This is a genomic window from Pseudomonas sp. GW821-FHT03A09 (assembly GCF_059421065.1).
On record NZ_JBWKUX010000011.1, the window covers coordinates 142,761 to 164,524 of the forward strand.

General features: G+C 60.1%; 18 protein-coding genes. 8 read left to right on the forward strand and 10 right to left on the reverse strand.

The features are described from left to right. Positions 1-5: 5 nt before the first annotated feature. A complete protein-coding gene (gene xylB / locus AC07V4_RS20340) occupies positions 6-1,475 on the forward strand; it encodes a xylulokinase (protein ID WP_492636684.1) in 1,470 nt (489 codons plus the stop codon). Positions 1,476-1,585: 110 nt separating this feature from the next. Here xylB and AC07V4_RS20345 read toward each other — a convergent pair whose 3' ends face one another. After that, the gene (locus AC07V4_RS20345) at positions 1,586-2,026 is read right to left on the reverse strand and encodes an Lrp/AsnC family transcriptional regulator (RefSeq protein WP_492636685.1); all 441 of its coding nucleotides are present in this window, start codon (positions 2,024-2,026) and stop codon (positions 1,586-1,588) included. Positions 2,027-2,135: 109 nt separating this feature from the next. Here AC07V4_RS20345 and AC07V4_RS20350 point away from each other — a divergent pair, with 109 nt between their 5' ends. Then, positions 2,136-3,038, forward strand: coding sequence for a DMT family transporter (locus AC07V4_RS20350; RefSeq protein WP_492636686.1), 903 nt, complete (start codon positions 2,136-2,138; stop codon positions 3,036-3,038). Here AC07V4_RS20350 and AC07V4_RS20355 read toward each other — a convergent pair. The 3 genes from AC07V4_RS20355 to AC07V4_RS20365 all read right to left on the reverse strand — a co-directional run bounded on the left by AC07V4_RS20355 (position 3,016) and on the right by AC07V4_RS20365 (position 6,982). Continuing rightward, a complete protein-coding gene (locus tag AC07V4_RS20355) occupies positions 3,016-4,995 on the reverse strand; it encodes a peptidase U32 family protein (protein WP_492636687.1) in 1,980 nt (659 codons plus the stop codon). The two genes, AC07V4_RS20350 and AC07V4_RS20355, sit on opposite strands and share 23 nt — an antisense overlap. A 205-nt stretch (positions 4,996-5,200) precedes the next feature. Further along, complete coding sequence (locus AC07V4_RS20360) at positions 5,201-5,581, reverse strand: RidA family protein (RefSeq protein ID WP_185706190.1); 381 nt, start codon at positions 5,579-5,581, stop codon at positions 5,201-5,203. A 78-nt stretch (positions 5,582-5,659) separates the two neighbouring features. Beyond that, positions 5,660-6,982, reverse strand: coding sequence for an OprD family porin (locus AC07V4_RS20365; RefSeq protein WP_492636688.1), 1,323 nt, complete (start codon positions 6,980-6,982; stop codon positions 5,660-5,662). Positions 6,983-7,460: 478 nt separating this feature from the next. Between AC07V4_RS20365 and AC07V4_RS20370 the strand changes: the two genes are divergently transcribed. Next, positions 7,461-8,096 (forward strand): hypothetical protein, encoded by a 636-nt coding sequence (locus tag AC07V4_RS20370; RefSeq protein ID WP_492636689.1) that lies wholly within the window; start codon positions 7,461-7,463, stop codon positions 8,094-8,096. 39 nt (positions 8,097-8,135) lie between these two features. Here the strand turns inward: AC07V4_RS20370 and AC07V4_RS20375 are convergent, their stop codons facing one another. The 3 genes from AC07V4_RS20375 to AC07V4_RS20385 form a co-directional block, all read right to left on the reverse strand. Further along, positions 8,136-9,005 (reverse strand): isocitrate lyase/PEP mutase family protein, encoded by an 870-nt coding sequence (locus AC07V4_RS20375; RefSeq protein WP_492636690.1) that lies wholly within the window; start codon positions 9,003-9,005, stop codon positions 8,136-8,138. Between the two features lie 155 nt (positions 9,006-9,160). Further along, positions 9,161-9,829, reverse strand: coding sequence for a DUF3313 domain-containing protein (locus AC07V4_RS20380; RefSeq protein WP_492636691.1), 669 nt, complete (start codon positions 9,827-9,829; stop codon positions 9,161-9,163). Further along, positions 9,829-10,146: a hypothetical protein gene (locus AC07V4_RS20385; protein WP_492636692.1), complete on the reverse strand. Its 318-nt coding sequence runs from the start codon at positions 10,144-10,146 to the stop codon at positions 9,829-9,831. The genes AC07V4_RS20380 and AC07V4_RS20385 overlap by 1 nt, the downstream gene beginning before the upstream one ends. A 129-nt stretch (positions 10,147-10,275) precedes the next feature. On the opposite strand from AC07V4_RS20385, the gene AC07V4_RS20390 reads away from it, so the two are divergent. After that, entirely contained in the window at positions 10,276-11,019 is a 744-nt protein-coding gene (locus AC07V4_RS20390; protein WP_492636693.1) for a response regulator, read from the forward strand. Then, positions 11,016-12,350, forward strand: coding sequence for an ATP-binding protein (locus tag AC07V4_RS20395; RefSeq protein ID WP_492636694.1), 1,335 nt, complete (start codon positions 11,016-11,018; stop codon positions 12,348-12,350). Before AC07V4_RS20390 ends, AC07V4_RS20395 begins: the two co-directional genes overlap by 4 nt. Here AC07V4_RS20395 and AC07V4_RS20400 read toward each other — a convergent pair. The 3 genes from AC07V4_RS20400 to AC07V4_RS20410 are packed head-to-tail and all read right to left on the reverse strand — an operon-like array spanning position 12,333 to position 18,208. Continuing rightward, on the reverse strand, positions 12,333-15,398 hold the full coding sequence (locus AC07V4_RS20400; protein ID WP_492636695.1) for an efflux RND transporter permease subunit: 3,066 nt from the start codon (positions 15,396-15,398) through the stop codon (positions 12,333-12,335). The genes AC07V4_RS20395 and AC07V4_RS20400 overlap by 18 nt on opposite strands. A gap of 9 nt (positions 15,399-15,407) precedes the next feature. Further along, on the reverse strand, positions 15,408-16,595 hold the full coding sequence (locus AC07V4_RS20405; RefSeq protein ID WP_492636696.1) for an efflux RND transporter periplasmic adaptor subunit: 1,188 nt from the start codon (positions 16,593-16,595) through the stop codon (positions 15,408-15,410). Positions 16,596-16,624: 29 nt separating this feature from the next. After that, complete coding sequence (locus AC07V4_RS20410; protein ID WP_492636697.1) at positions 16,625-18,208, reverse strand: efflux transporter outer membrane subunit; 1,584 nt, start codon at positions 18,206-18,208, stop codon at positions 16,625-16,627. A 285-nt stretch (positions 18,209-18,493) separates the two neighbouring features. Here AC07V4_RS20410 and AC07V4_RS20415 point away from each other — a divergent pair, with 285 nt between their 5' ends. The 3 genes from AC07V4_RS20415 (at position 18,494) to AC07V4_RS20425 (ending at position 21,489) form a co-directional block, all read left to right on the forward strand. Then, positions 18,494-19,450, forward strand: coding sequence for an ABC transporter substrate-binding protein (locus AC07V4_RS20415; protein ID WP_431751154.1), 957 nt, complete (start codon positions 18,494-18,496; stop codon positions 19,448-19,450). A gap of 14 nt (positions 19,451-19,464) precedes the next feature. Continuing rightward, complete coding sequence (locus AC07V4_RS20420; RefSeq protein WP_492636698.1) at positions 19,465-20,796, forward strand: LLM class flavin-dependent oxidoreductase; 1,332 nt, start codon at positions 19,465-19,467, stop codon at positions 20,794-20,796. Between the two features lie 261 nt (positions 20,797-21,057). Then, positions 21,058-21,489 carry a hypothetical protein gene (locus AC07V4_RS20425; RefSeq protein ID WP_492636699.1) on the forward strand — a complete coding sequence of 144 codons (432 nt, stop codon included), beginning with the start codon at positions 21,058-21,060 and terminating at the stop codon, positions 21,487-21,489. Positions 21,490-21,764 lie beyond the last annotated feature (275 nt).

Consider the following 21,764-nt stretch of genomic DNA (forward strand, 5'->3'; position numbering starts at 1 on the left):
CGCGTATGAGCAGTCCTGTTTCCCTCGGCATAGACCTCGGCACCTCGGAACTCAAGGCCATCTTGATGGGGGCAGACGGCGCCATTCTGGCTCACACCGGTGTGCGCTTGAGCGTTTCACGGCGCCACAGTGGCTGGTCAGAGCAGGCGCCCGAAGCGTGGTGGCAAGCCTGTTTGCAGGCGTTGGACCAACTGAGACTCGAGGCGGCTTTTGAGCGTGTGGCGTGTATTGGTCTGTCCGGGCAGATGCACGGCGCGGTCTTGCTCGGTGACGACGACCGCGTGCTGTATCCGGCTATCCTCTGGGACGACTCGCGCGCCATCGCCGAAGCTGAACAGCTTGGGTCAGGGTTTGCCGAGGTCAGCGGCAGCTTGCCCATGGCCGGGCTGACGGCGCCGAAACTGCTCTGGCTGCAACAGCATGAGCCAGAGGTATTCAAGGCGATCGACTGCGTGCTTTCACCCAAGGATTACCTGCGTTTGCGCCTGAGTGGTGAGCGCATCAGCGAGATGTCCGATGCCGCCGGCACGCTGTGGCTAGACGTGGCGCAGCGTCAATGGTTTGGCCCCATGCTGCATGCCACAGGCCTTGCGCTGGCGCAGATGCCAAGACTGGTGGAAGGTGGCGCGGCGAGTACGTGTTTGACGGCGAGCATGGCGGCACGGCTGGGGTTGTCTTCTGAGGTCGTGATTGCCGGTGGCGGCGGTGATAACCCGGTGGCTGCGGTGGGCATCGGCGCAATCAATGCCGGTGACGGTTTCATTACTCTCGGCACCAGCGCGGCCATCGTTGCGATCACCGACCACGCAGCGGGAAACCCGGCAAGCGCGGTGCACAGCTTCTGTCACGCGTTACCCAATCGTTGGTACACCATGGGCGCCATGTTGGCCGGTGCCAGTTGCCTGCGCTGGGTCACACGACTGACCGGTACGTCAGATGAACAGGCGTTGTTGGATCAAGTGCAGGCACAGCTGCCGATCGGGCAGCCAGTGCCTTTGGGCACACCGTTGTTTCTGCCGTACCTGGCCGGTGAGCGCACTCCTCATAACGATCCCTTGCTGCGTGGTGGCTTCATGAGCCTTGGCCACGACTGCACACCGGCGATGCTCGGTTATGCGGTAATGGAAGGCGTCGGCTTCGGTTTGCTGGATGCCCTGCGCGCGGTGCAATCGGCGGGGGCCGACGTGGAGGCATGCGCCTTGGTGGGGGGCGGTGCGCGCAGCGAATACTGGGCGCAGTTGCTGGCTAATATCCTGCAACGTGAAATCTTCACCTTGCAGGGGAGCGAGCTTAGCGCCTGCGTGGGTGCGGCGAAGCTGGGGTTGCTGGCGATTGGGCAGGCCGCGGATGTGTTACAGGCGGGCATGCCGGTCAAGGCACGGTACGCGCCGGACGCGACGCAACAGCCGGTGCTGGAGGCGCGGTATCGCAAGTTTCAAGGGTTGTTGACTGCCGCGAAGGCCCTCCACGATTGAAGTGGCGGGCTTTCTACATTCTCAAGATCGGACTCGGTCAATGTGGACAGTGCTAGCTGACCCACCGCTTTCGCAGGCAAGCCAGCTTCCACCGTTGATTTTTGGTGTCCCTAATCAGCCAGTGGCGGCAAACGCCGTTTCACCGGGGTTTTCTTGACGATAGCGGTATTGGTTTCGGCATAGGCGTTGAGCCGATCCAGCAGGCTGTCCAAGTGATCCATCGTGCGCACATGCAGGCGCGCAATGAAGCAATCCTCGCCAGTCACCTTGTCGCACTCGGTGAATTCAGGGATCGCCTGGATCTGCCGTTCCACCTCCTGCAATTTACCGGGCAGCGGGCGGATGCGCACGATGGCTTGCAGCAGGTAGCCGAAGTGCTTGGGGTCGATATCGACCGTGTAGTGGGTCAGCACACCGCGTTCTTCCAGGCGGCGCAGACGCTCGCCGACACTGGGCGATGACAGCCCGGTGATGCCTGCCAGCGCCTTGAGGGACAGCCGTGAGTCGTCCATCAGGGCGGCAATCAGTTGCTGGTCAATGGTGTCAATCATGGTGTTTGCCTAATAAGAAAAGGTTACTTGGGTGTTTGGCCTTTTTTAATCCCTGGAGCCGCTGCCAAGCAGATTGCCATAATTGAGCCTCACTTGAGGAGCCTCTATCGTGGACACATCTATCCGTCGCGGTTCGTGGGAAATGATCGCCGCCATGCTGATCTCGGGCACCATCGGTTGGTTTGTGCTGGTGTCGGGCGTGTCGGTGATCGAAGTGGTGTTCTGGCGCTGTGTGATCGGCGGGCTGACACTGTTGTTGGTGTGCGCGTTGCTGGGCTACTTGCGCCTGGACTTGCTCACCTGGACCAAGCAGGGGTTGGCGATGCTGAGCGGTGTCGCCATCGTCGGCAACTGGCTGCTGCTGTTCGAGTCCTACTCCCGTGCGTCTATCGCCATCAGTACGGCGGTGTACAACGTGCAACCGTTCATGTTGGTGGTACTGGCGGCGCTGTTCTTGGGTGAAAAGATCACCGTGCAAAAACTGGCATGGCTGAGCGTGGCGTTCCTGGGGATGCTGGCGATTGTCACCGCTCATGGCGATCAACAAACCGGCGAGGATTACTTGTCAGGCATCGCATTGGCGCTGGGCGCTGCGTTCCTGTACGCGATTGCGGCGCTGATCATCAAGCGTTTGAAAGAAGTGCCGCCGCATCTGATGGCATTGATCCAAGTGACCACCGGCGCGCTGTTACTGGCGCCGTTGGTGCCCTGGAATAGCCTGCCCGTCACGCCCAACGCCTGGGCGGCGCTGGTGACACTCGGGGTGGTGCACACTGGTTTGATGTATGTATTGCTGTACGGCGCCATCCAGAAACTGCCGACGGCCCTGACCGGCGCGCTGTCGTTTATCTACCCGATAGCGGCGATTTTCGTCGATTGGATTGCCTTTGGGCATCGCCTGGGCTGGCTGCAGTGGCTGGGGGTGGCGGCGATTCTATTGGCGGCTGCGGGGTTGCAGCGGGGCTGGTGGTGGCCCCGCATGTCCAAGGTCAGTGCGTGCCCTGAAAGATGATGTTTTCTGGATCGAAGTGAGCCACACCGCTGCCCGGCTGTGGCAGACCGAGGATATGCCCCTTGATCTTGCCCACCACGTGCATTTCGCAGGGCTTGCAGTCGAACTTCAACGTCAGCACTTCATCGCCGTGGATCAACTGCATCGGCGCCACCTTGGTTTTCACCCCCGTCACACCCTTGGCCTGTTTAGGGCACAGGTTGAACGAGAAACGCAGGCAGTGCTTGGTGATCATCACCGGCACTTCGCCGGTTTCTTCGTGGGCTTCGAAGGCGGCGTCGATCAGCTTCACACCATGACGGTGATAGAAGTCGCGGGCTTTCTGGTTGTAGACGTTGGCCAGGAACGACAGGTGCGCTTCCGGGTACACCGGCGGCGGTGAGGTTTCAGCCTTGCGCCCGCCACGCGGGTGAGCCGCTACACGAGCCGCGGTCAGCGCTTCGATCACTTCGCGGCGCAAAGCCTTGAGCTGCGAATTGGGAATGAAGAACGCTTGCGGTGCATCCAGCTGGATGTCGGTAGCGTGGTATTCGGTGGTGCCCAGTTGGCCGAGCAGGTCACGCAGGGTGTCCAGCGCCTGTTCCGGCTTGTTGGCCACGCCGAATGGGCCGGGCAGGGTGACGCTGGCGCTGATGCCTTCTTCGCTGGTGGCGGTGACTTCCAACTGTTCTTCACGCAAACGAGCGGCCCAGGTCAAGCCGATACGGCGCTCGGACGAGGTCTTGAGCAGCGCTTGTTGCCAGTTATGGTCCAGGTTGCGGTTCAGTGGGTGGTTCGGCCGCAACTGGTGCAGGCCTGCCGGCATTTCATTCGGCTCGACGCGATAGCGGTAGCGCTTCTCGCCGTCTTCTTCGAACTCGCCCTTGGGCTCGGCAATGTTGGCGCGGAAACCCACGACTTCACGCTTGATCAGCACATTGAGGCCGTCGCCATTGGACAGCGGCTCGTGTGTGATCACCTGCAAGTCACGTTTGCCGGCTTTTTCCACCACACCCACCGGCAGGCCGGTGAAGGTCGGGGTATCGAAGGCGCCGATGTCGACCTTACGGTCGGTGACGAAATAGTCAGTGCTGCCACGGTGGAAGGTTTTTTCCGGGTCGGGCAGGAAGAAGTGCGCGGTACGGCCGCTGGACGCACGGGCCAGGTCTGGACGGTCTTCAAGCACTTCATCAAGGCGCTGGCGGTAATAGGCGGTGATGTTCTTCACATAACCCATGTCCTTGTAGCGACCTTCGATCTTGAACGAACGCACGCCCGCTTCGACCAGCGCACGAATGTTGGCGCTTTGGTTGTTGTCTTTCATCGACAGCAGGTGCTTTTCAAAGGCCACGACACGGCCCTGGTCGTCTTTCAAGGTGTAAGGCAGGCGGCAGGCCTGGGAGCAGTCGCCACGGTTGGCGCTACGCCCATTCTGCGCGTGGGAAATGTTGCACTGCCCGGAGAACGCCACGCACAGCGCGCCGTGAATGAAAAACTCGATGGCGGCATCGGTTTCGTCGGCGATGGCGCGGATCTCTTGCAGGTTCAGCTCACGGGCCAATACCAACTGGGAGAAACCTGCCTGGTCGAGAAACTTGGCGCGACCCAGGGTGCGAATGTCGGTCTGGGTGCTGGCGTGCAGCTCGATAGGCGGAATATCCAGCTCCATCACACCCAGGTCTTGCACGATCAAGGCGTCGACACCGGCGTCATACAGCTGATGGATCAGCTTGCGCGCAGGCTCTAGCTCGTTGTCATGCAGGATGGTGTTGATGGTAGTGAACACACGGGCGTGGTAACGGCGTGCGAATTCCACTAGGGACGCGATATCGCTCACGTCGTTACAGGCGTTGTGGCGCGCGCCGAAGCTCGGGCCGCCAATGTACACGGCGTCGGCGCCATGCAGGATAGCCTCGCGCGCGATGGCGACATCGCGGGCAGGGCTGAGCAATTCCAGGTGATGCTTGGGCAAGGACATAGTTTTTTTAGTCAGGCTTGTCACGGTTGAGGCGGGCATTGTAGCCGTGAAACGCTGGGGGGGCACCTACCACAGGGCTGGCTGGTTTGGTGCTGGAGCCAATGAGTTCCAGTGTGGGAGCGGGCTTGCCCGCGATAGCGGTGGGTCAGTTGGCACATTGATCGACTAATGCACCGTCATCGCGGGCAAGCCCGCTCCCACAGGTTCAGGCTTTTGCGGCCATTGCGGTGACTTCTACACGCATACCTTCAACGGCCAGCGAAGCAACACCAACTGCCGCTCGCACAGGCCACGGCTTGGCAAAAAAGCGCTTATAGACTTCGTTGAATGCAGCACGATCAGCCATATCGGTGAGGTAGATGGTCAGGTGCATCACCCGGTCCATGGAGCTGCCGGCCTTTTCCAGGGCGACTTTCAGCGCTTGCAGGGTGCATTCGCTTTGCAGGGTGACATCGCCCAGTTCCAGGCTGCCGTCGGCCCGGGTCGGAATCTGGGTGGAGACCAGGATGCCGTTGAAGCCGATGACATCGGAAGAGATGGAATCGGCGTCGGGATCGGGAGTGTAGGACAGGTCGTGGTTGGCCATGGGCGCCTCTTGTTGACTGAACAGAAGGCGCCATGGTCCCCGAAAAAAACGCCCGGGGCAAACCGGAAGCCGGGCGGATTACAAGAGGGTGAACGGGTAGTCGACGATCACCCGCAGCTCGTTCAGCTTGCCATCACGCTGATCGGCGTTCGATGAAACCATGGCGTCACGTACGCGAAACGACAGGTTTTTCGCCGGGCCGCTCTGCAGTACGTATTTGGCTTCCACATCGGTCTCGTGATGGTCACCGTTGGCGCCGTAGTCGCCCACGTAGGCACTGTTGGCCGGAGTGTGGGTACCATCGATGCCCGAGCCATTGACGTAGCGGGTCATGAAGCTCAGGCCCGGTACGCCGAAGGTTGCCATATTCAGGTCATAACGAACGCCCCAGGACTGCTCGCCGGGACCGTTGAAGTCGCCCCACTGGATCGAGTTGGCCAGAAACACCGAATCACCGCCTTCACCCGCGCCATTATTGCCGGTGCCGATGTAGTCAAAGGGCGTGTCGCCATGCACTTTCTGGAACGACAGCGTCAGGGTGTGGGCCGCCAGGAATGAGTAGGCCGCTGCCACCGAGTACGTGGTGTTGTTGATCGCCCCGGCCTTGGCACTGCCCGTGTCGAGGGTGCGGTACAGGTTGCCGTCCAATGCCAGCGACTGGTCCTGGCTCAACGGAATCACGTAGTTGAGATTGGTGTAGTACTGGCGCCAGATATCTTCCAGCTCACCTGCGTACAGGGTGGCGCTCAGCGAAGGCGTGAAGGTGTATTTACCGCCGATGAAACTCGCACTGTTGGCTGCCACGTTAGCGTAGGTGGCGTAGATGTCGTGGTCATGGTTGCTGGTCATGCCGCTGTTGGTGCTGGTGAAGTGCCCGGCCTCCAGGTCCAGCCCGGCGATCTCGCTGCTGGTCAGGTCGAAGCCGGTGGCGGTCTGCGGCAAGATGCGCGTACCACCAGTGGCGAAGACGGGGGCGGTGGGCTGCATGTCACCGAATTTCAGCTGGGTCTTGGAGACCTTGATCTTCACCGCTGCGCCGACTGAGCCATAGCCATTTTCCGGATCGCCATGGCGGTCGGTCGGCAACTCGCCGGTGCCGGCGTCCGCGTGGGTGGCGTCGAGCTTCATCGCGCCATAGGCGTAGGCATCCACGCCAAACCCGATGGTGCCCTGGGTGAACCCCGAGGCGTAATTGAGCATTGCGCCTTGGGTCCAGTCGCGGTTATCCGCCTTGCCACTTTGGCGGTCGCGGTCGAAGTAATAGTTGCGCAGTAGCCCCGTGATGCTGCTGCCTTCGATAAACCCCTTGGAATCGGCCTGGTCGGTCACGGACTCGGCAAGGGCGAATTGGCTGACACTGGCGCACACAGCCAGTGTTAACAGGCTCCACTGTTTGATCATGTTCTTATTTCCCAGGAATAATTATCGCGCGCACAGAAACACCGCATTTTTTAATGGCGCATGGGGTTTTATGGCAGATGTTTGCAGATGAGCGTGATGCTGTTTTTATTGTGCTCGGCGTGTTTGCCGAGCCTGATTATTAACAGATTTTTCGCGGGGCGCAGCCTTGGCCTTGATTAAACTCAATTAATTAAACTTCACCTTGTTTAATCGGCCACAGGTGTAGCGTGGATAAGGTCTTAGCCGCTCTGCTTCGACAAAAAACCTTTGGTTTGCCGCCGCAGGCTCTGCGGCGGATTTTTTAGGTTTAGTTAAGTTATATAAAAATGCATATCCAACATCATCTCATCAGTGGACTTCATTGATTCTGATGACCACTGCAGATCTCATGGCGCGAGAATAGCAAGAGAGCTGCTAGAAACAATTTGATGCCCTATCATGGCGCCCACATTCCTCTCTACAAGGACCTGGAGACCTCATGAGAAAAGCCTCGCACATCCTGCTGACCACGCTTTTATTGACGGCCAGCGCCACGGCATTGGCGGCTGAGGGCTTCATCGGCACCGGCGCCAATGCGGGCAATGGCTACGAGCCGGACGGTTATGGTGGTTTGCGAGGCACCGGGGGTAACGCTGGTGGTGACTATGTCCTGGAAAAGGACGGTTCGCTGCGCGGTACCGGTAAAAATGCCGGCAAGGGCTACGTGCCGGCCGATGATGGTGGGCTCAAAGGCACTGGTTACAACTCCGGCTATCGGTTCACGCCGGATGGCAATGGTGGCTATAAGGGCACCGGCCTCAATTACGGTGAAGACTACAGGTCTGATGGCAAGGGTTATTTCCGTGGCGACGGCACCGCTTCGGGGGGGAGTTGGGTGTCTGATGGCAAAGGTGGCTATGAGGGCACCGGCGACAACCGTAAGCGCGGCTACAAGTCTGATGGCCGTGGCGGCTACATAGGAACCGGTAGGAACGAGGGCAGGGGGCTTGAGTCCGATGGCCGAGGCGGCTTCATCGGTACGGGTGACAATGCCGGGGGTGGCTGGAAGCCAGATGGGTACGGTGGCTACAAAGGCACGGGCAATAACAAGGGTGAGCGCTGGCGGCTGGAGTGATTCAGGTGCTGATGGAACCCATCAGCACCCGTATCGGGATTACTCTTTGACGTCCATGAACTCTTCAGCCCAAGCCATGTAGCTCTTAGGCAACGTGTAGGTATGGGTCAACTCTGTAGCGCTGAGGTTCGAGGTGTTGTGGGTCAGTTGGCGTTGTGCGCGCAGGCTGTCGTAGGTGGCCTTGATCGACGCAAAGTAGGCGCCATGGCCGGCCACCACGATACGTACGCCGAGCTTGGCCAGGCGTTCGCTGTCATTGAGCTTGGGGTTGGCGTAGGTCACCAGCATCAATGGCACCGTGAGGTTTGCCGCGATCTGCTCAAGGTGGTCGAAGTCTTTGACGCCGACCATGCAGATACCATCGGCGCCGGCTTTTTCATACGCCTTGGTGCGGGCGATGACATCTTCCGTGGGCAGCACGCCGGCATTGGTACGGGCAATGATCGACAGCTCAGGGTCAACACGGGCCTCAAGCGCTGCCTTCACTTTGCCGATGCCTTCCTCGACGGAAATCAGGTCGGTGGATTTGCGCCCGAACTGCGCTGGCAATAGCGTGTCCTCAATCGTCAGCGCCGCCACACCGGCACGTTCAAGCTCTTCTACGGTGCGCATTACGTTCAGGGCGTTGCCGTAACCGTGGTCGGCGTCGGCGATGAAGGGCAACTGGGCCACGCGCCCGATGCGGGTGGCCTGTTCAACGAACTCACTCAGGGTGATCAGCGAAAAATCGGGGGCCGCGAGTACCTGCAACGAAGCGACCGAGCCACCCAGGATACCGACCTCAAACCCCAGGTCGGCCGCGATACGCGCGGACATGGGGTCGAAAACCGAGGCGGTTTCAACGCACATTTTCTTGGCAAGCAATTCACGGAAGTTGCGGCGCAACGCTGAGTGAGAGATTTTCGGCATGTTCTTTCCTGGCTCTGTCGTCGTCGTGACGATCACTGTCTATTCATGGTTGCGCGAGATTACCATGCAGACGAGCCGGGGATTATGACGTTTGAACATGAGGCAGGCGCCGGACGCATGGATCATCGATTCACGGTTGGGCGCTGGACAAGCCGCTACTTGTTAAGCGTGATGTACGACTTGCCCAGGTCATGGGCCCAGCCATCGAGTACCGCCTTGACGTTGCTGGCGGTCATGACTTGCTTGTCGTTGTCCAAGGGTATGCCAGTGCCCTTGCGGACCACGGCTGCAACCACGTCACCCGTCGAACCGTCCTCGAAGGAGACTTCCGTCGCGATCTGACTGTCTTGGTCACGCCAACCAGCGGCCGTACTGACGCCTGCGGCGACCAGCGTGATCGGCATCCACTCATAAAACCGCAGCCCCTGAGTGCTGGCGGCAATCCGGGTGATGGCTGGCCGCACGATCAGTGTGTCGGGCCCCGGTACGGAGACCAGGTGCACGACCCGCCCCAGTTCGGCCCTGAGCGCCGAGTCGTAGTACCCGGTCACGAGAGAGAGCGTAGTTTGTGGAATGCGCCCAGTGGGTTCGACAGCAGGATAAAACTGGCTAGGTGCCAGATAGACCTGTCGGTACCGGCCTCGTTTCAAGGCCGGGCTGACCCAGCTCAGTACCGTTTGCCCCTCAGGCGTCTGATGTTCTTTCAATACGCTGTAATCGTGCAGAAACCCGGTGTACATCTCAGGCTCGACCTTTGTGCTGCTGCACGCCGCCAGGCTGAGGGTGGCCGCGAGCATCAGCGGTAGCGAGTACTTGATTCTCATCAGTGGGATTCCTTAGCGGTTCTTTCCGGGGTGTTTTCCGAGCAGGTGATCTGCAACTGGCCGTGGGTCATGATCCAGTGGATGAGTTCAGTGGTCGGGATCGAATGGGCGTACTCCACCCAGCGGGCCGTGTCCGGGCTGTAATGTTCGAAGTAGCGCCGTAGCACGATGCGGCCTTGATCGTGGGCCAGCCCCAGGCACAACTCCTGGAACAGGATCGGGCTATCCTGTTCAGGGACCGACGTGCGTTGGCTCAGGACCAGTGGCTGTTCGCTGTGTTGCGGTGGTGCGGTATACCGACTGCTCAAGACCTTCATGAAAGCCCCCTTGGATGGAAGGCGTGCAGGATGCCTGCGGGCCGTTGCCCGAAGATGTCCGGCTTATGTCTGCGGCGAAGGAATATTGCTCGATTGAAATAAATGACCTGAGCGCCGGAATGGTTTTAGATGTGCTCCTTTTTTGACCTGAAGGGTCCTGCCAACGTGAGCCGACTACTGATCGTCGATGACGATATGGAAATCCTGTCATTGCTGAAGAAGTTCTTCGTCCAGCACGCCTATGAGGTGGACGTGGCGCCGGACGGCGAAGCCATGTGGGCGGCGATCGAACGTAATCGTCCAGACACGCTGATCCTCGACCTTATGTTGCCCGGTGAAGGCGGTCTCAGCCTGTGCCAGAAAGTACGCGCGCAGATGGGCATTCCCATCATCATGCTGACGGCCATGGGCGAATTGAGTGACCGTATTGTTGGTCTTGAGCTGGGGGCTGACGACTACCTGACCAAGCCTTTTGCACCCCGGGAACTGCTGGCACGCTTGCGTGCCGTGCAGCGGCGGACGGGGGAGCCGATTACGGCCAGTGATCGCACACGGCCAGTGCTTGGGTTCGCCGGTTGGCACCTGGATATCACCTGCCGGGAGCTACGCTCGCCCGAAAACGTGATGATCCCGCTATCCGGTGGCGAGTTCGACTTGCTGGTGGTGTTTCTCGAGCATCCGCAGCGCATCCTCACCCGCGAGCAACTGATCGACTTGACCCATGGCCACGGCCATGACGCCTTCGACCGCAGTATCGACGTGCAGGTGAGCCGGCTGCGCCGCAAGATCGAACCCGACAGCAAGCGCCCCGACCTGATTCGTACCGTGCGCAATGGAGGCTATATGTTCAGCACCCAGGTCACCCGCTCGTGATCCTGCGCCTGTTGCGCCGCGACACCTTGAGTCGCCGGATAGCCCTGACCATCGTCGCTGCGATGCTCGCCTCACTGGCCCTGAATGCCCTGTTCGTGCAAGTGGCGGGGATCTGGGCGCGCCCACCCATCGAGCGCACCGGCCTGTTGGAACAGATCGCCGTCACCTCGAAAGTGGTCCAGGCGGCGCCGGTCTCATTGCGCCCGCAATTGGCTGAAGCGGCCGGCAGTTCGATGTTGCACGTAGCGTGGAGTACGCACCTGGCGGATTTCGGTCTGCCGGCCTCAGGCATGCGCTTCAAGTCGGGCAGGGTGCCGGCGTTGCAGCAACAGCTGGGCGATGAGCACGAGGTCCAGGTGCTCAACCCCGAGGACTGGCCAAGCGGAAGTCCCCAGGGGCGTTATGTTGCGTTAGTGCAATTGCTGGATGGCAGCTGGCTGTCGTTCACGCCCTCCGAACGCAGTTGGGGCTTGGATATCAATATGCGGATCGCGGTGATTATCGGGCTGGGGCTGATCGCCACCTTGCTGGTCGCCTGGGTCGCCACACGGCAGTTGGCCAATCCATTGCAGCGCTTCGCCCATGCTGCCAGGCGCTTCGGTGGAGACCTGCGTGCACCGCCCATCGACGTTGAAGGCCCCCAGGAAATCCGCCAGGCGATCATCGCTTTCAACACCATGCAGGCGCAGATCCAGCATTTCATCGGTGAACGCACCCACATGCTCGCAGCCATTTCCCACGATTTGCGCGCACCTCTGACACGGATGCGGCTGCGCAGTGAGTTCATGGAAGATCTCGATCATCAGCGCAAGCTGATTCGCGATGTTGAAGAGATGCAATCGATGATCAACGCGGCGCTGGCATTCTTTCGCGAAGACACCCTCCCGGAGCAAACCACGGCCTTCGACCTGTCGGAGTTGCTGCAAACCATCATCGACGATTACCGCGACCAGCACATAGCCGTCGACTTCACCGGCCCGGCGCATCTGGTGTACCACGGCCGGCCGCTGGGTATAAAACGGGTGATCGTCAACCTGCTGGAGAACGCCACAAAGTATGCCCAGCACCCAGCCATTACGCTGAGTGCTGACCCTCACGTGATCTGCATCGAGGTCAGCGATGAGGGGCCGGGGATTCCGGAAGCAGACTTGCAACGCGTCTTCGATCCTTTCTATCGCCTTGAGGCGTCGCGCAACCGTCACACCGGCGGGGTTGGGCTCGGGCTTTCGGCCGCGCGGGCGATTGTTCGCGAACAGGGGGGTGAACTGACCCTGAGCAATCGCCATGGCTCAGGGCTATTGGCGCGGGTTGAGCTACCCCGCACCCGTTAGGGCTGACTCACCTGGTTGCTCGGCCTCGTGGTGATGCGTGGCCCCGATGAACATGTACATCGCCGGTACCATGAATAGCGTCAACAGCGTGCCGATCGACAAACCGGCGAAGATCACCAGCCCCATGTCATGGCGCCCCGCAGCCCCGGCGCCGGAGGCCCACACCAGCGGCACCACGCCCAACACCATCGCCGCCGTGGTCATCAGGATAGGGCGCAAGCGCACGGCGGCTGCTTCTTCGATTGCCTCACGCTTACTGTGACCGGCGCGCTGCAGTTCGTTGGCAAACTGCACGATCAGAATCCCGTGCTTGGTGATCAACCCCAGCAGCGTCACCAGGCCCACCTGGGTGTATACGTTGATCGACGCGTAGCCCATGGTAATGAACGCCAGTGCGCCGAAGAGGGCGGGCGGCACCGAGAACAGGATCACCACTGGGTCACGGAAACTCTCGAACTGAAAGGCCAGGGCCAGGTAGACGATCAGGATCGAGAACATCAGCAGGCCGACGAAACCACCCGATTCCTGCATGAACTGCCGCGATTCCCCGGCAAAGTCCGAGGTATAGCCCGAAGGTGCCACGTTATTCAGGATGGTGTTCAGCTTGGCGAGCAGTTCGCCCTGGGCCACGCCGCTGACGCCTCCCAGCGTCGCGGAGTTGAGTTGCTGGAAGTGGTTGATCGATTCCGGCTGGGTCGAGGTCTCGATATGTGCCACCGTGCGCGCGGGGATCATGCTGCCTGCGGGCGTGCGGATGTAGTAATCGAGAATCTGCTCGGGGTTGAGGCGGTTGACTTGCAGCACTTGGGGAATGACTTTGTACGAGCGCCCGGCGGTGGAGAAGTAGTTCACGTAGTTGCCACCCAAGGCGGCTGACAGTGCGGCGCCGACGTCGGCCTGGGTCATGCCCAAGGCGGCAATTTTTTCCCGGTCTACCACCAGTCGGGCCTGTGGCTTGTCCAGTTTCAAATCCATGTCGGCGAACCAGAACAGTTGCTGTTTCTGGGCCTCGGCCATGACCGCTTGGGCGACTTCGTTGAGGTTTTCCACCGAGTCAGTGGTGGTGATCACAAACTGCACCGGCAAACCCTGGGCACCCGGCAGGGAGGGTAGCGGGAAGGCAGCGATGGTTGCGCCCGGCACCTGATTCCATTTTTGCTGGAGGTCCAGAATCAGTTGGGCCTGGGAGCGCGTGCGATCACCCCAGGATTTGAGCAGTACGCCGCCCAGGCCCTGGTTGAGGGCGGGCAGGCCGGTCAGTTGGAACATCTGCGCGTATTCCGGTTCTTTGTTGGCGATCTGGAAGGCTTGGTCGGCAATACGCTCCATCTGTTGCGGCGACGCCGTCGGCGGGCCTTTGATCTGCATGAACACCAACCCCTGGTCCTCGGTGGGCGACAGCTCGCTCTTGGCGGTCATGCCACTGGCCGCGACCAACAGGAACAGGATGAAACCAAAGGTCACCAGCACCGGCCAGACATTCAGCCCGCCGGACAGCACACGGTGGTAGCGCTTGCGCAGCCAGTCAAAGTACTGGTCGAGCCGCTTGGCGAATCGACCTTCTTCCTGGCCAGGCTTGAACAGCTTGGAGGTCATCATCGGCGACAGCGTCAACGCCACCACCGCCGACACGGTCACTGCGCCCGCTAACGAGAAGCAGAACTCCTTGAACAACGCGCCCGTGAGGCCACTGCGCAACCCGATGGGCACATAGGCGGCCACCAGCACCACGGTCATCGCGATGATCGGCCCACCCAGCTCTCGCGCCGCCACCAACGCGGCCTCCAACACGCCTTTGCCTTCCTCCTTGATGTGACGGTCGACGTTTTCCACCACGATGATCGCGTCATCCACCACCAGCCCTATCGCCAGCACCAGGGCGAGCAAAGTAAGCAGGTTGATGGAGTAACCCAGCAGGTACATGACGAAGAACGTCCCCACCAGCGACAACGGGATCGCCACCAGCGGCACAATCACCGCGCGGAACGAGCCAAGGAACAGGTAAATCACTACCGACACAATGATCATGGCCTCGACGAGCGTCTTCACCACCTCGTAAATCGAGGTGTTGATGAACTCGGTCGAGTCATACACGATTTCACCGCGCACCCCCGTCGGCAGTTGCGATTGCAGTTCGGGGAAGGCTTCGCGCACGCTATTGGCGACGGTCAGGATGTTCGCGCTGGGTGCCGCCTTGATGCCGATGAATACCGAGCGCTTGCCGGAAAACGCCACGCTGCTGTCATAGCTTTCGGCGCCGAGGGTGACGGTGGCCACATCCTCCAGGTACACCAGCGCATCGCCTTTCTGCTTGATGACCAGCCGTTTGAACTCATCCACCGTGTGCAAATCGGTGCCGGCGGTCAGGTCGACCGTCACCGTTTGACCGCGGGTCGACCCCACGGCAGACAGGTAGTTATTGTTGGCCAGGGCCGTGGACACGTCCTGCGCCGTGACGTTATGGGCCGCCAGCTTGTCCGGGTCGAGCCAGGCCCGCAGGGCGAATTGGCGACCACCGAGAATTTCTGCGGTCTGCACGCCCTGGATCGAATCGAGCTTGGGTTTGACCACTCGCACCAGGTAGTCGGTGATGTTGTTGGTGGGCAGCGTGTCACTGTAGAAACCCAGGTACATGGCATCCGTGGTTTGCCCGACGGCCACCGTCAACACCGGCTCCTGGGCTTGGGCCGGCAGTTGGTTCTTCACCGAGTTGACCTGGGTGTTGATCTCGGTGAGCGCCTTGCTCGCGTCATAGTTCAGCCGCAGCGTGGCGGTAATGGTCGAGACCCCAGTAATGCTCGATGAGGACAGATAATCGATGCCCTGGGCTTGGGCAATCGCCGCTTCCAGGGGCTGGGTGATAAAGCCTGCGACCGTTGACGCATCCGCACCATAGTAAGCCGTGGTGATAGTGACCACGGTGTTCTCCGTGCGTGGCCATTGATTCACCGGCAACTCGAAAATCGAGCGCAGCCCCAGGATCAGGATGAACAGCGAAACGACCACGGCCCAGACCGGTCGGTGGATAAAGGTATCGGTAAGCTTCATGGGACACCTTTAATGTTCTTGGGGAGTCGGGGCGGGGTCGTTCAGCGGTGCGGCGCTGTTATCGACCTTCACCGGCGAGCCATTCTTGAGCTTCATCTGGCCGCTGGTGATCAACAAGTCGCCTTCCTTGACTCCGGACAGGATCGCCACCTGGTCGCCACGGGTCGGCCCGGTCTTGATAAAGGTTTGTTGTGCGGTGAGCAGCTCTTCGCCCTTGTCGTTCTTGCTCGAAGTGGCGATGAAAACCGTGGTGCCGTAAGGGTTGTAGGTCACCGAAGTCTGCGGCACGGTGAGGTAGCGCTGGGTGGCGCCCGAGTTGACCACCGCACGGGCAAACATGCCGGGCACCAGGCTTTGCTTGGGGTTTTCTACGGTGGCTTCGACGGTGACGTTGCGCGTGGTGGCGTCGAATTGAGTGTCGACGGTGCTGATCCGGCCCTTGAACGTCTGGTTGGACAGGCCGTCGGCGGTCACCACGACCCCTTGGCCAATGGCGATGGCTTCCAACTGGGTCTGAGGCACGGTGAAGTCGATATAGATGGGATCGAAGGTCTGCAGCGTAGCGATTTTGTCGCCCGGGTTGAGGAATTGGCCGGGGTTGACGCTAGTGATCCCGATGCGTCCGGCAAACGGCGCACGAATGGTCTTTTTCGCCACCAGCGCGCGCTGCTGTTCTGCGGCGGCCAGCTTAGCCTTCAGGTCGGCAGTGTCGGTGTCCACTTGGGCTTGGGACACCGCGTTGACCGCCAATTGGGCTCTGTCACGCTTGAGCACGATGCCCGCCAGATCGGCGGTGGCCTCAAGGGAATGCAGTTGCGCGATGTCGGAGTCGGCATTCAGCTGCACCAGCAATGCCTGGGTCGCCACTTCTTGCCCGGGCGTGAAACCGAGGGTGCGCACGATGCCGCCGACTTCAGTGGTCACATCCACGCCGCGTACGGCCTTCATCGAGCCTACGGCGGACACGCTGGGTTGCCACTCGGCATACGGCACAGGCATGGCGGTGACCACGGCGGCGGGCAAGGGCATCTTCGATTGGGCGATCAGCGCGGAAATTTGCACGAACTTCACCCCGGCGATGATCGCGACAATCACCAACACCACCACGATCATGATCAGCATCGGCCGCCACAGTCGACGCTTGTGCGGTGCGCCGGGTTCGGAGGGCAGGGGAGAGGCAGTCTGGACGTCGGCCATGGAGGGTCTCACTGTTTCAATGATTCGGTTCAGTCCAACCGCGCCGCATTGGCGGGCGTGGCTTTCTGGTTGTCAGCCGGCATGATTTCCTGCCACGACGGCAGGCCGAAGCGATCCGGGTGGCCCTTGGAGGCGGGGTCCACATCGGTACGGTTCCACCAGCCACCACCCAGTGCCTGGAAGAGGGCGGTGGTATCGCTGTAGCGAGCGGCCTGTGCCTTGACCCGTGCCAGCACGGTGTTCTGGTAGATTTGCTGGGCCGTGAGCAGGTTGATGTACGCCACCGCGCCCAGGCGGAATTGGGCTTGCACCAGGTCCAGGTTGGCTTGCGCTGAGCGCTCAGCGGCGACCTGCTGGTTCAGCGTCTCGGCGTCGGCTTCCAGTGCGCGCAGGGCATTGGCGACGTCCTGGAATGCGGTCAACACGGTGCCGCGATAACGCGCCGCGGATTCGTCATAGGCCGCCACGGCTGCGCGCTTGCGATGCTCAAGGGCGCCGGCATCGAAAATCGGCTGGGCGATCGAGCCGGCCAGGCTCCAGACGCCGGAACCGGCCGAAAACAGTTTGGTCCCGCTCGCCACCGTCGAGCCCACGGAACCGGTAATGCTGAACTGCGGCAACTGATTGGCGACCGCTACACCAATGTTGGCGCTGGCCTGATGCAACTGAGCTTGGGCAGAGCGCACATCCGGCCGCTGACCGACGATCGCCGAGGGCAGGCTGACGGGCAATTCTTGTGGCAAATGCAGGGAGGCCAGTTGGAAACGTTCGTCCCGATCCTGGTTGGGAAAACGGCCGAGGTAGGCCATCAGTTGATTGCGGGTTTGCGCCAGTTGCTTTTGCAACGGCGGCAGGGTGGCGCGGGTCTGTGCCAACGCGGTCTGCTGGGTGAGCACGTCAGCATTGCCGATAGCACCCAGTTGCCGTTGCGCCTGCAGCACGTCGAGCTGATCGCTTTGCAATCGGATGATGGTCTCGGTGGCCGCCACTTGATCGCGCAAAGACGCCAGGCTGACGGCGGTGTTGACCACATTGGAGGTCAGCGTGAGGTAGGTCGCCTCCAACTGGAAGCGCTCGTACTCGGCCTGGGCGGTGGTGGATTCGATTTGCCGGCGAGTGCCGCCGAACACGTCTGGGGCATAGGAGACACTCAGCGATGCCGAGCTGACCGTGAGAATCGGTGACGAGGGTGCGCCCGTCGTGACGCCAGACACTTTCTCACGGGTTTTTTGCACATTGGCGCTGACCGAGGGAAACAGCGACGCCTGGTCGGCGTAAACCAGCTCGTTGGCCTGGCGCAAAGCCGCCTGTGCAGCGCTCACGTCCGGATTGGCGTGCAGGGCTTCTTCGACCAGTGCATTCAATGTTGGCGAACGAAACAGCGTCCACCATTGCCCCGGAATATCCATCCCCGCAATCAAGCGTTGCGCTGCACCACCGGTGTCGATGTCGGCCTGAGCGGTAGTGGTGAGCTTTTCTTTTGAGTAACCGGCATTCGCGGGCACGTCAGGGCGGGCGAAATCCGGTCCGACCGTGCAGCCGGCGAGGGCCAGGCACAGGAGGCTGAACGGAGCCAGAAAGTGTGATACACGCGGCCGCGACTGCTCTTTCATATTGACTCTATTAATCAGTGGGTTAACTGTTTTTTTTGTTGAGCAATAAGTGCAGGTACATCTGGCGAACCCACTGGAACGGCCTTGAGGATCGCTGGATTCAGATCAGTGTAGGTGGTGCGGGGCGCTGCGCAATGTCAGCGCATTTATGCTGGACGTTCCGTCGAGCCTATAAATGCAATAAGCGCATTATTATAGAATTAGGTTATGCGTTATTAGTATTTTACTCATAATGCCCCGTCGCTCATCTTGTCCACCCCTACGAACAGGCATCTGGAGAAGAATGTGCGTTATCTGACAAAACTGACGGCCGGGATGGCCGCCGCCTTGCTGTGTCTGACTGCGCATGCACAAACGTTGGTGGTAGGCGACCAGAGCTATAACGCCCAGGCGGTGATGGAGGCGGCGGGTGTGCTGGATGACCTGCCTTACACGCTGGAGTGGAAGCAGTTCACGGCGGGTTCGCCGGTTGCCGAAGCGCTCAATGCCAACAGCCTGGACATCGGTCTGCTCGGCGATGCACCGGTGTTATTTCTGGGCGCGTTAGGCGCGCCGATCAAGGTGATCGCCATCAGCCGGCAAAATCTAGACGGCGTGGCCATTCTGGTCAGGAAGGATTCGTCGATCCACAGCCTGGCGGATCTGGCGGGCAAGCGGGCAGCCATTTGGAAAGGCTCCTGGAGTCAGCAACTGCTGCTGACCGCGCTGGATAAAGCCGGGGTTTCGCGAGATTCACTGGAGTTGCGCTATCTCAGCGCGCTGGATGCATCCCATGCATTGGAAGGTGGCTCGGTAGACGTCATCGCCACATGGGAACCCTATGTCACGCAACAAGAGCGCCAAGGGGCACGGGTGCTTGCCACGGCAGAAGGCTTGATCCCGGCCCAGAGTTTCATTGCTGCGAATGCTAAGGCCGTCGATGCCAAGCGTGTGCCCATCAATGATTTTCTCCAACGCCTGAAGAAAGCCCGTGACTGGACCCGCCAGAGCCCAGCCAACGCCGACGCTTATGCGGATGCCTGGGCCAAACGTACTCGCGCCGACGCCGATATCGCCCGCGCCTGGTTCGCCCGGGCACGCACCACCGTGGAGCCCGTCACCGCGCAATCGCCAGTGGAGGCGCAAAAGACCGTGGACTTCTTTGCCAGCCAAGGCCTGGTCAAGTCTTACTCGGCCGCGACCTTGTTCGACGACTCATTCGCCGCGTCCTTGCAACCCGTTGTCGCCAAAACCCAGCCATAAGGAATCCGTCAGAGATGACCAAGAGACAGCTCAAACTGGGCGCCCTGACCATGGGCTGCGGTGGGCCGGGACGCCACAACCTGTGGCTTGATCCACAGTTGCCAGCGGATGCCAGCGTCAACGTCGACTGGTACATCGACATCGCTCGCCAGGCCGAGGCGGCCCTGTTCGACTTGATGTTTATCGTCGACAGCCAGTTCATCACTCCCGGGTCGCCCTCCCATTACCTCAACCGCCTCGAGCCGCTGACGCTGTTGTCGGCACTGGCCGTGAGCACGCGCCATATAGGCCTGGTCGGCACCCTGACCACTTCATACAACTCGCCCTATAACGTCGCCAGGCGACTGGCGTCACTGGACCTGATCAGCAAAGGCCGCGCCGGCTGGAACGTGGTCACCAGCGGAGATGCCGGTACCGCTGGCAACTACAGTCGTGACGAACATTATGACTACGACACCCGCTACAGCCGCGCGGCTGAACACGTGCAAGTGGTGCAGGGGCTGTGGAACTCCTACGAGGACGATGCATTCGTGCGCAATCGCGCGACTGGCCAGTTCTTCGACCCGAACAAGCTGCACAGCCTGAATCACAAGGGCGAGCATTTCTCGGTGGTCGGTCCGTTGAACATCCAACGCTCACCGCAAGGCCAACCGGTGATCTTCCAGGCCGGCGACTCAGAACAAGGCCGCGACCTGGGCGCCGCTACGGCAGATGTCATTTTTACCCATGCCGCCAGCATCGAGCAGGGCCAAGCGTTTTACCGGGATATAAAGGGCAGGGCGGTGCAACACGGCCGCGATCCTGAGCGATTACTGGTGATGCCGGGCGCGGAAATCTATGTGGGCGACACCGATGAACATGCCCGGGAAATCGAGCAGCACTATCATCACGCCGACCACAGTTTTGAGCTGGCACTAAAGGAGTTTGGGCGTAATTTTGGCTGGCATGATTTCCGTCAGTACGACCTGGATGCGCCATTCCCTCAGGAGAGCCTGGAGGCGGCGCGCAGCAGCTTTTTCACCGCCGCCAAGCGCATCGCCGATCAAGCCCGGGACAAAGGCTTCAGCCTGCGCCAAACCGTCGAGTTTGGCCGGCAACTGCGCCCAGGCGCCTTCGTTGGCAGCGCCGCCACGGTCGCGCAGAAAATGGCCGACTGGTTCGAAGCGCGGGCCGTGGATGGGTTCAATATCTACATCGGGCACCCTGGGCAATTTGATCGATTCACCCAGGAAGTCATTCCGTTGCTGCAGGAGCGCGGCGTTTACCGCACCGCCTATGAAGGCTCGACCTTACGCGAAAGCCTGGGCTTGACGGTTCCGCGGTTCACGCGCCAGCCCTCACCCTAACGGGTGATTTCGATGACTTTGCGGGTGTGGGACTATCACGCCAGTCCCGGGCGCCAGTGATGCATGGATTCAGGTTTTCCCTGAAGATGCCGGGCTAAAGGGTGAGCGAATTCCTATGCATCATATTCAGGGTTCGCCACTTACCGTGCCGCTGCCTGATACACGTCATTTAGACGCGCATATGCCGGGAGGCTTTAGATATAATCCTGGCGGTCCTGGGTCAGCACTTCCAGCATACCCGCCGAAGAAAGGAACTGAGTAATGCATGTCATGCCGCTAGATCATGCGAAGCAGAAGTTAATCTTCTATGTGGCTCAGGATTTGGACCAGTTAACTAAGTCTGATGTGCAGCAGCTTGTGAAAGATCTTGCTGCGTCAAGGGTATGGGGCATTGCGCCACCAAGCTTGATTGATGAGATAGACGAGAATGGCTTGGAGGTCGTAGGTGGGATGCTGGAAATTTATTCAGCTTTACCGCCGAGCATACTCCCTCTTGATGTGGACTCGAAGAATCTAGAGGAAGTAGAAGAGCTGATTGATGCTGTTAGGTACTTATCTGAAAAAGCCAGCCTTTCCTTTGAGTTTCAATTGGATACTACCTATGTTGGTAGTATTGATGATGGCGTCGTTGATCGAGTTCTTCAGGAAGGTTTGCTTGCGTCATGGAGAGAAAATCTCAGCGGGAAAAGTTGAATCAAGAGTACAAATACAGTATTCACCTGGCACCGGTCTCGCGCCGGTGTTGTTTTACCTGCGGTCAGCATTGCGTTGCGGCTTGTAGCGCTACTGGCGTAGAAAATCGAGCAGTCAGCGATATTGCCTACTTTTTATTTCAGTTTGGAAAACTAAAAAATTCCGATTTAGCAGAGGCCCCTGGCCAGGGTACGACCCTTGCTCAGGAGCGTGTGTGCCACGCCTAATCCTCGTTTTTTGCGCAATCTTTCTGGCCTTTACCTCATGTGTGTCGC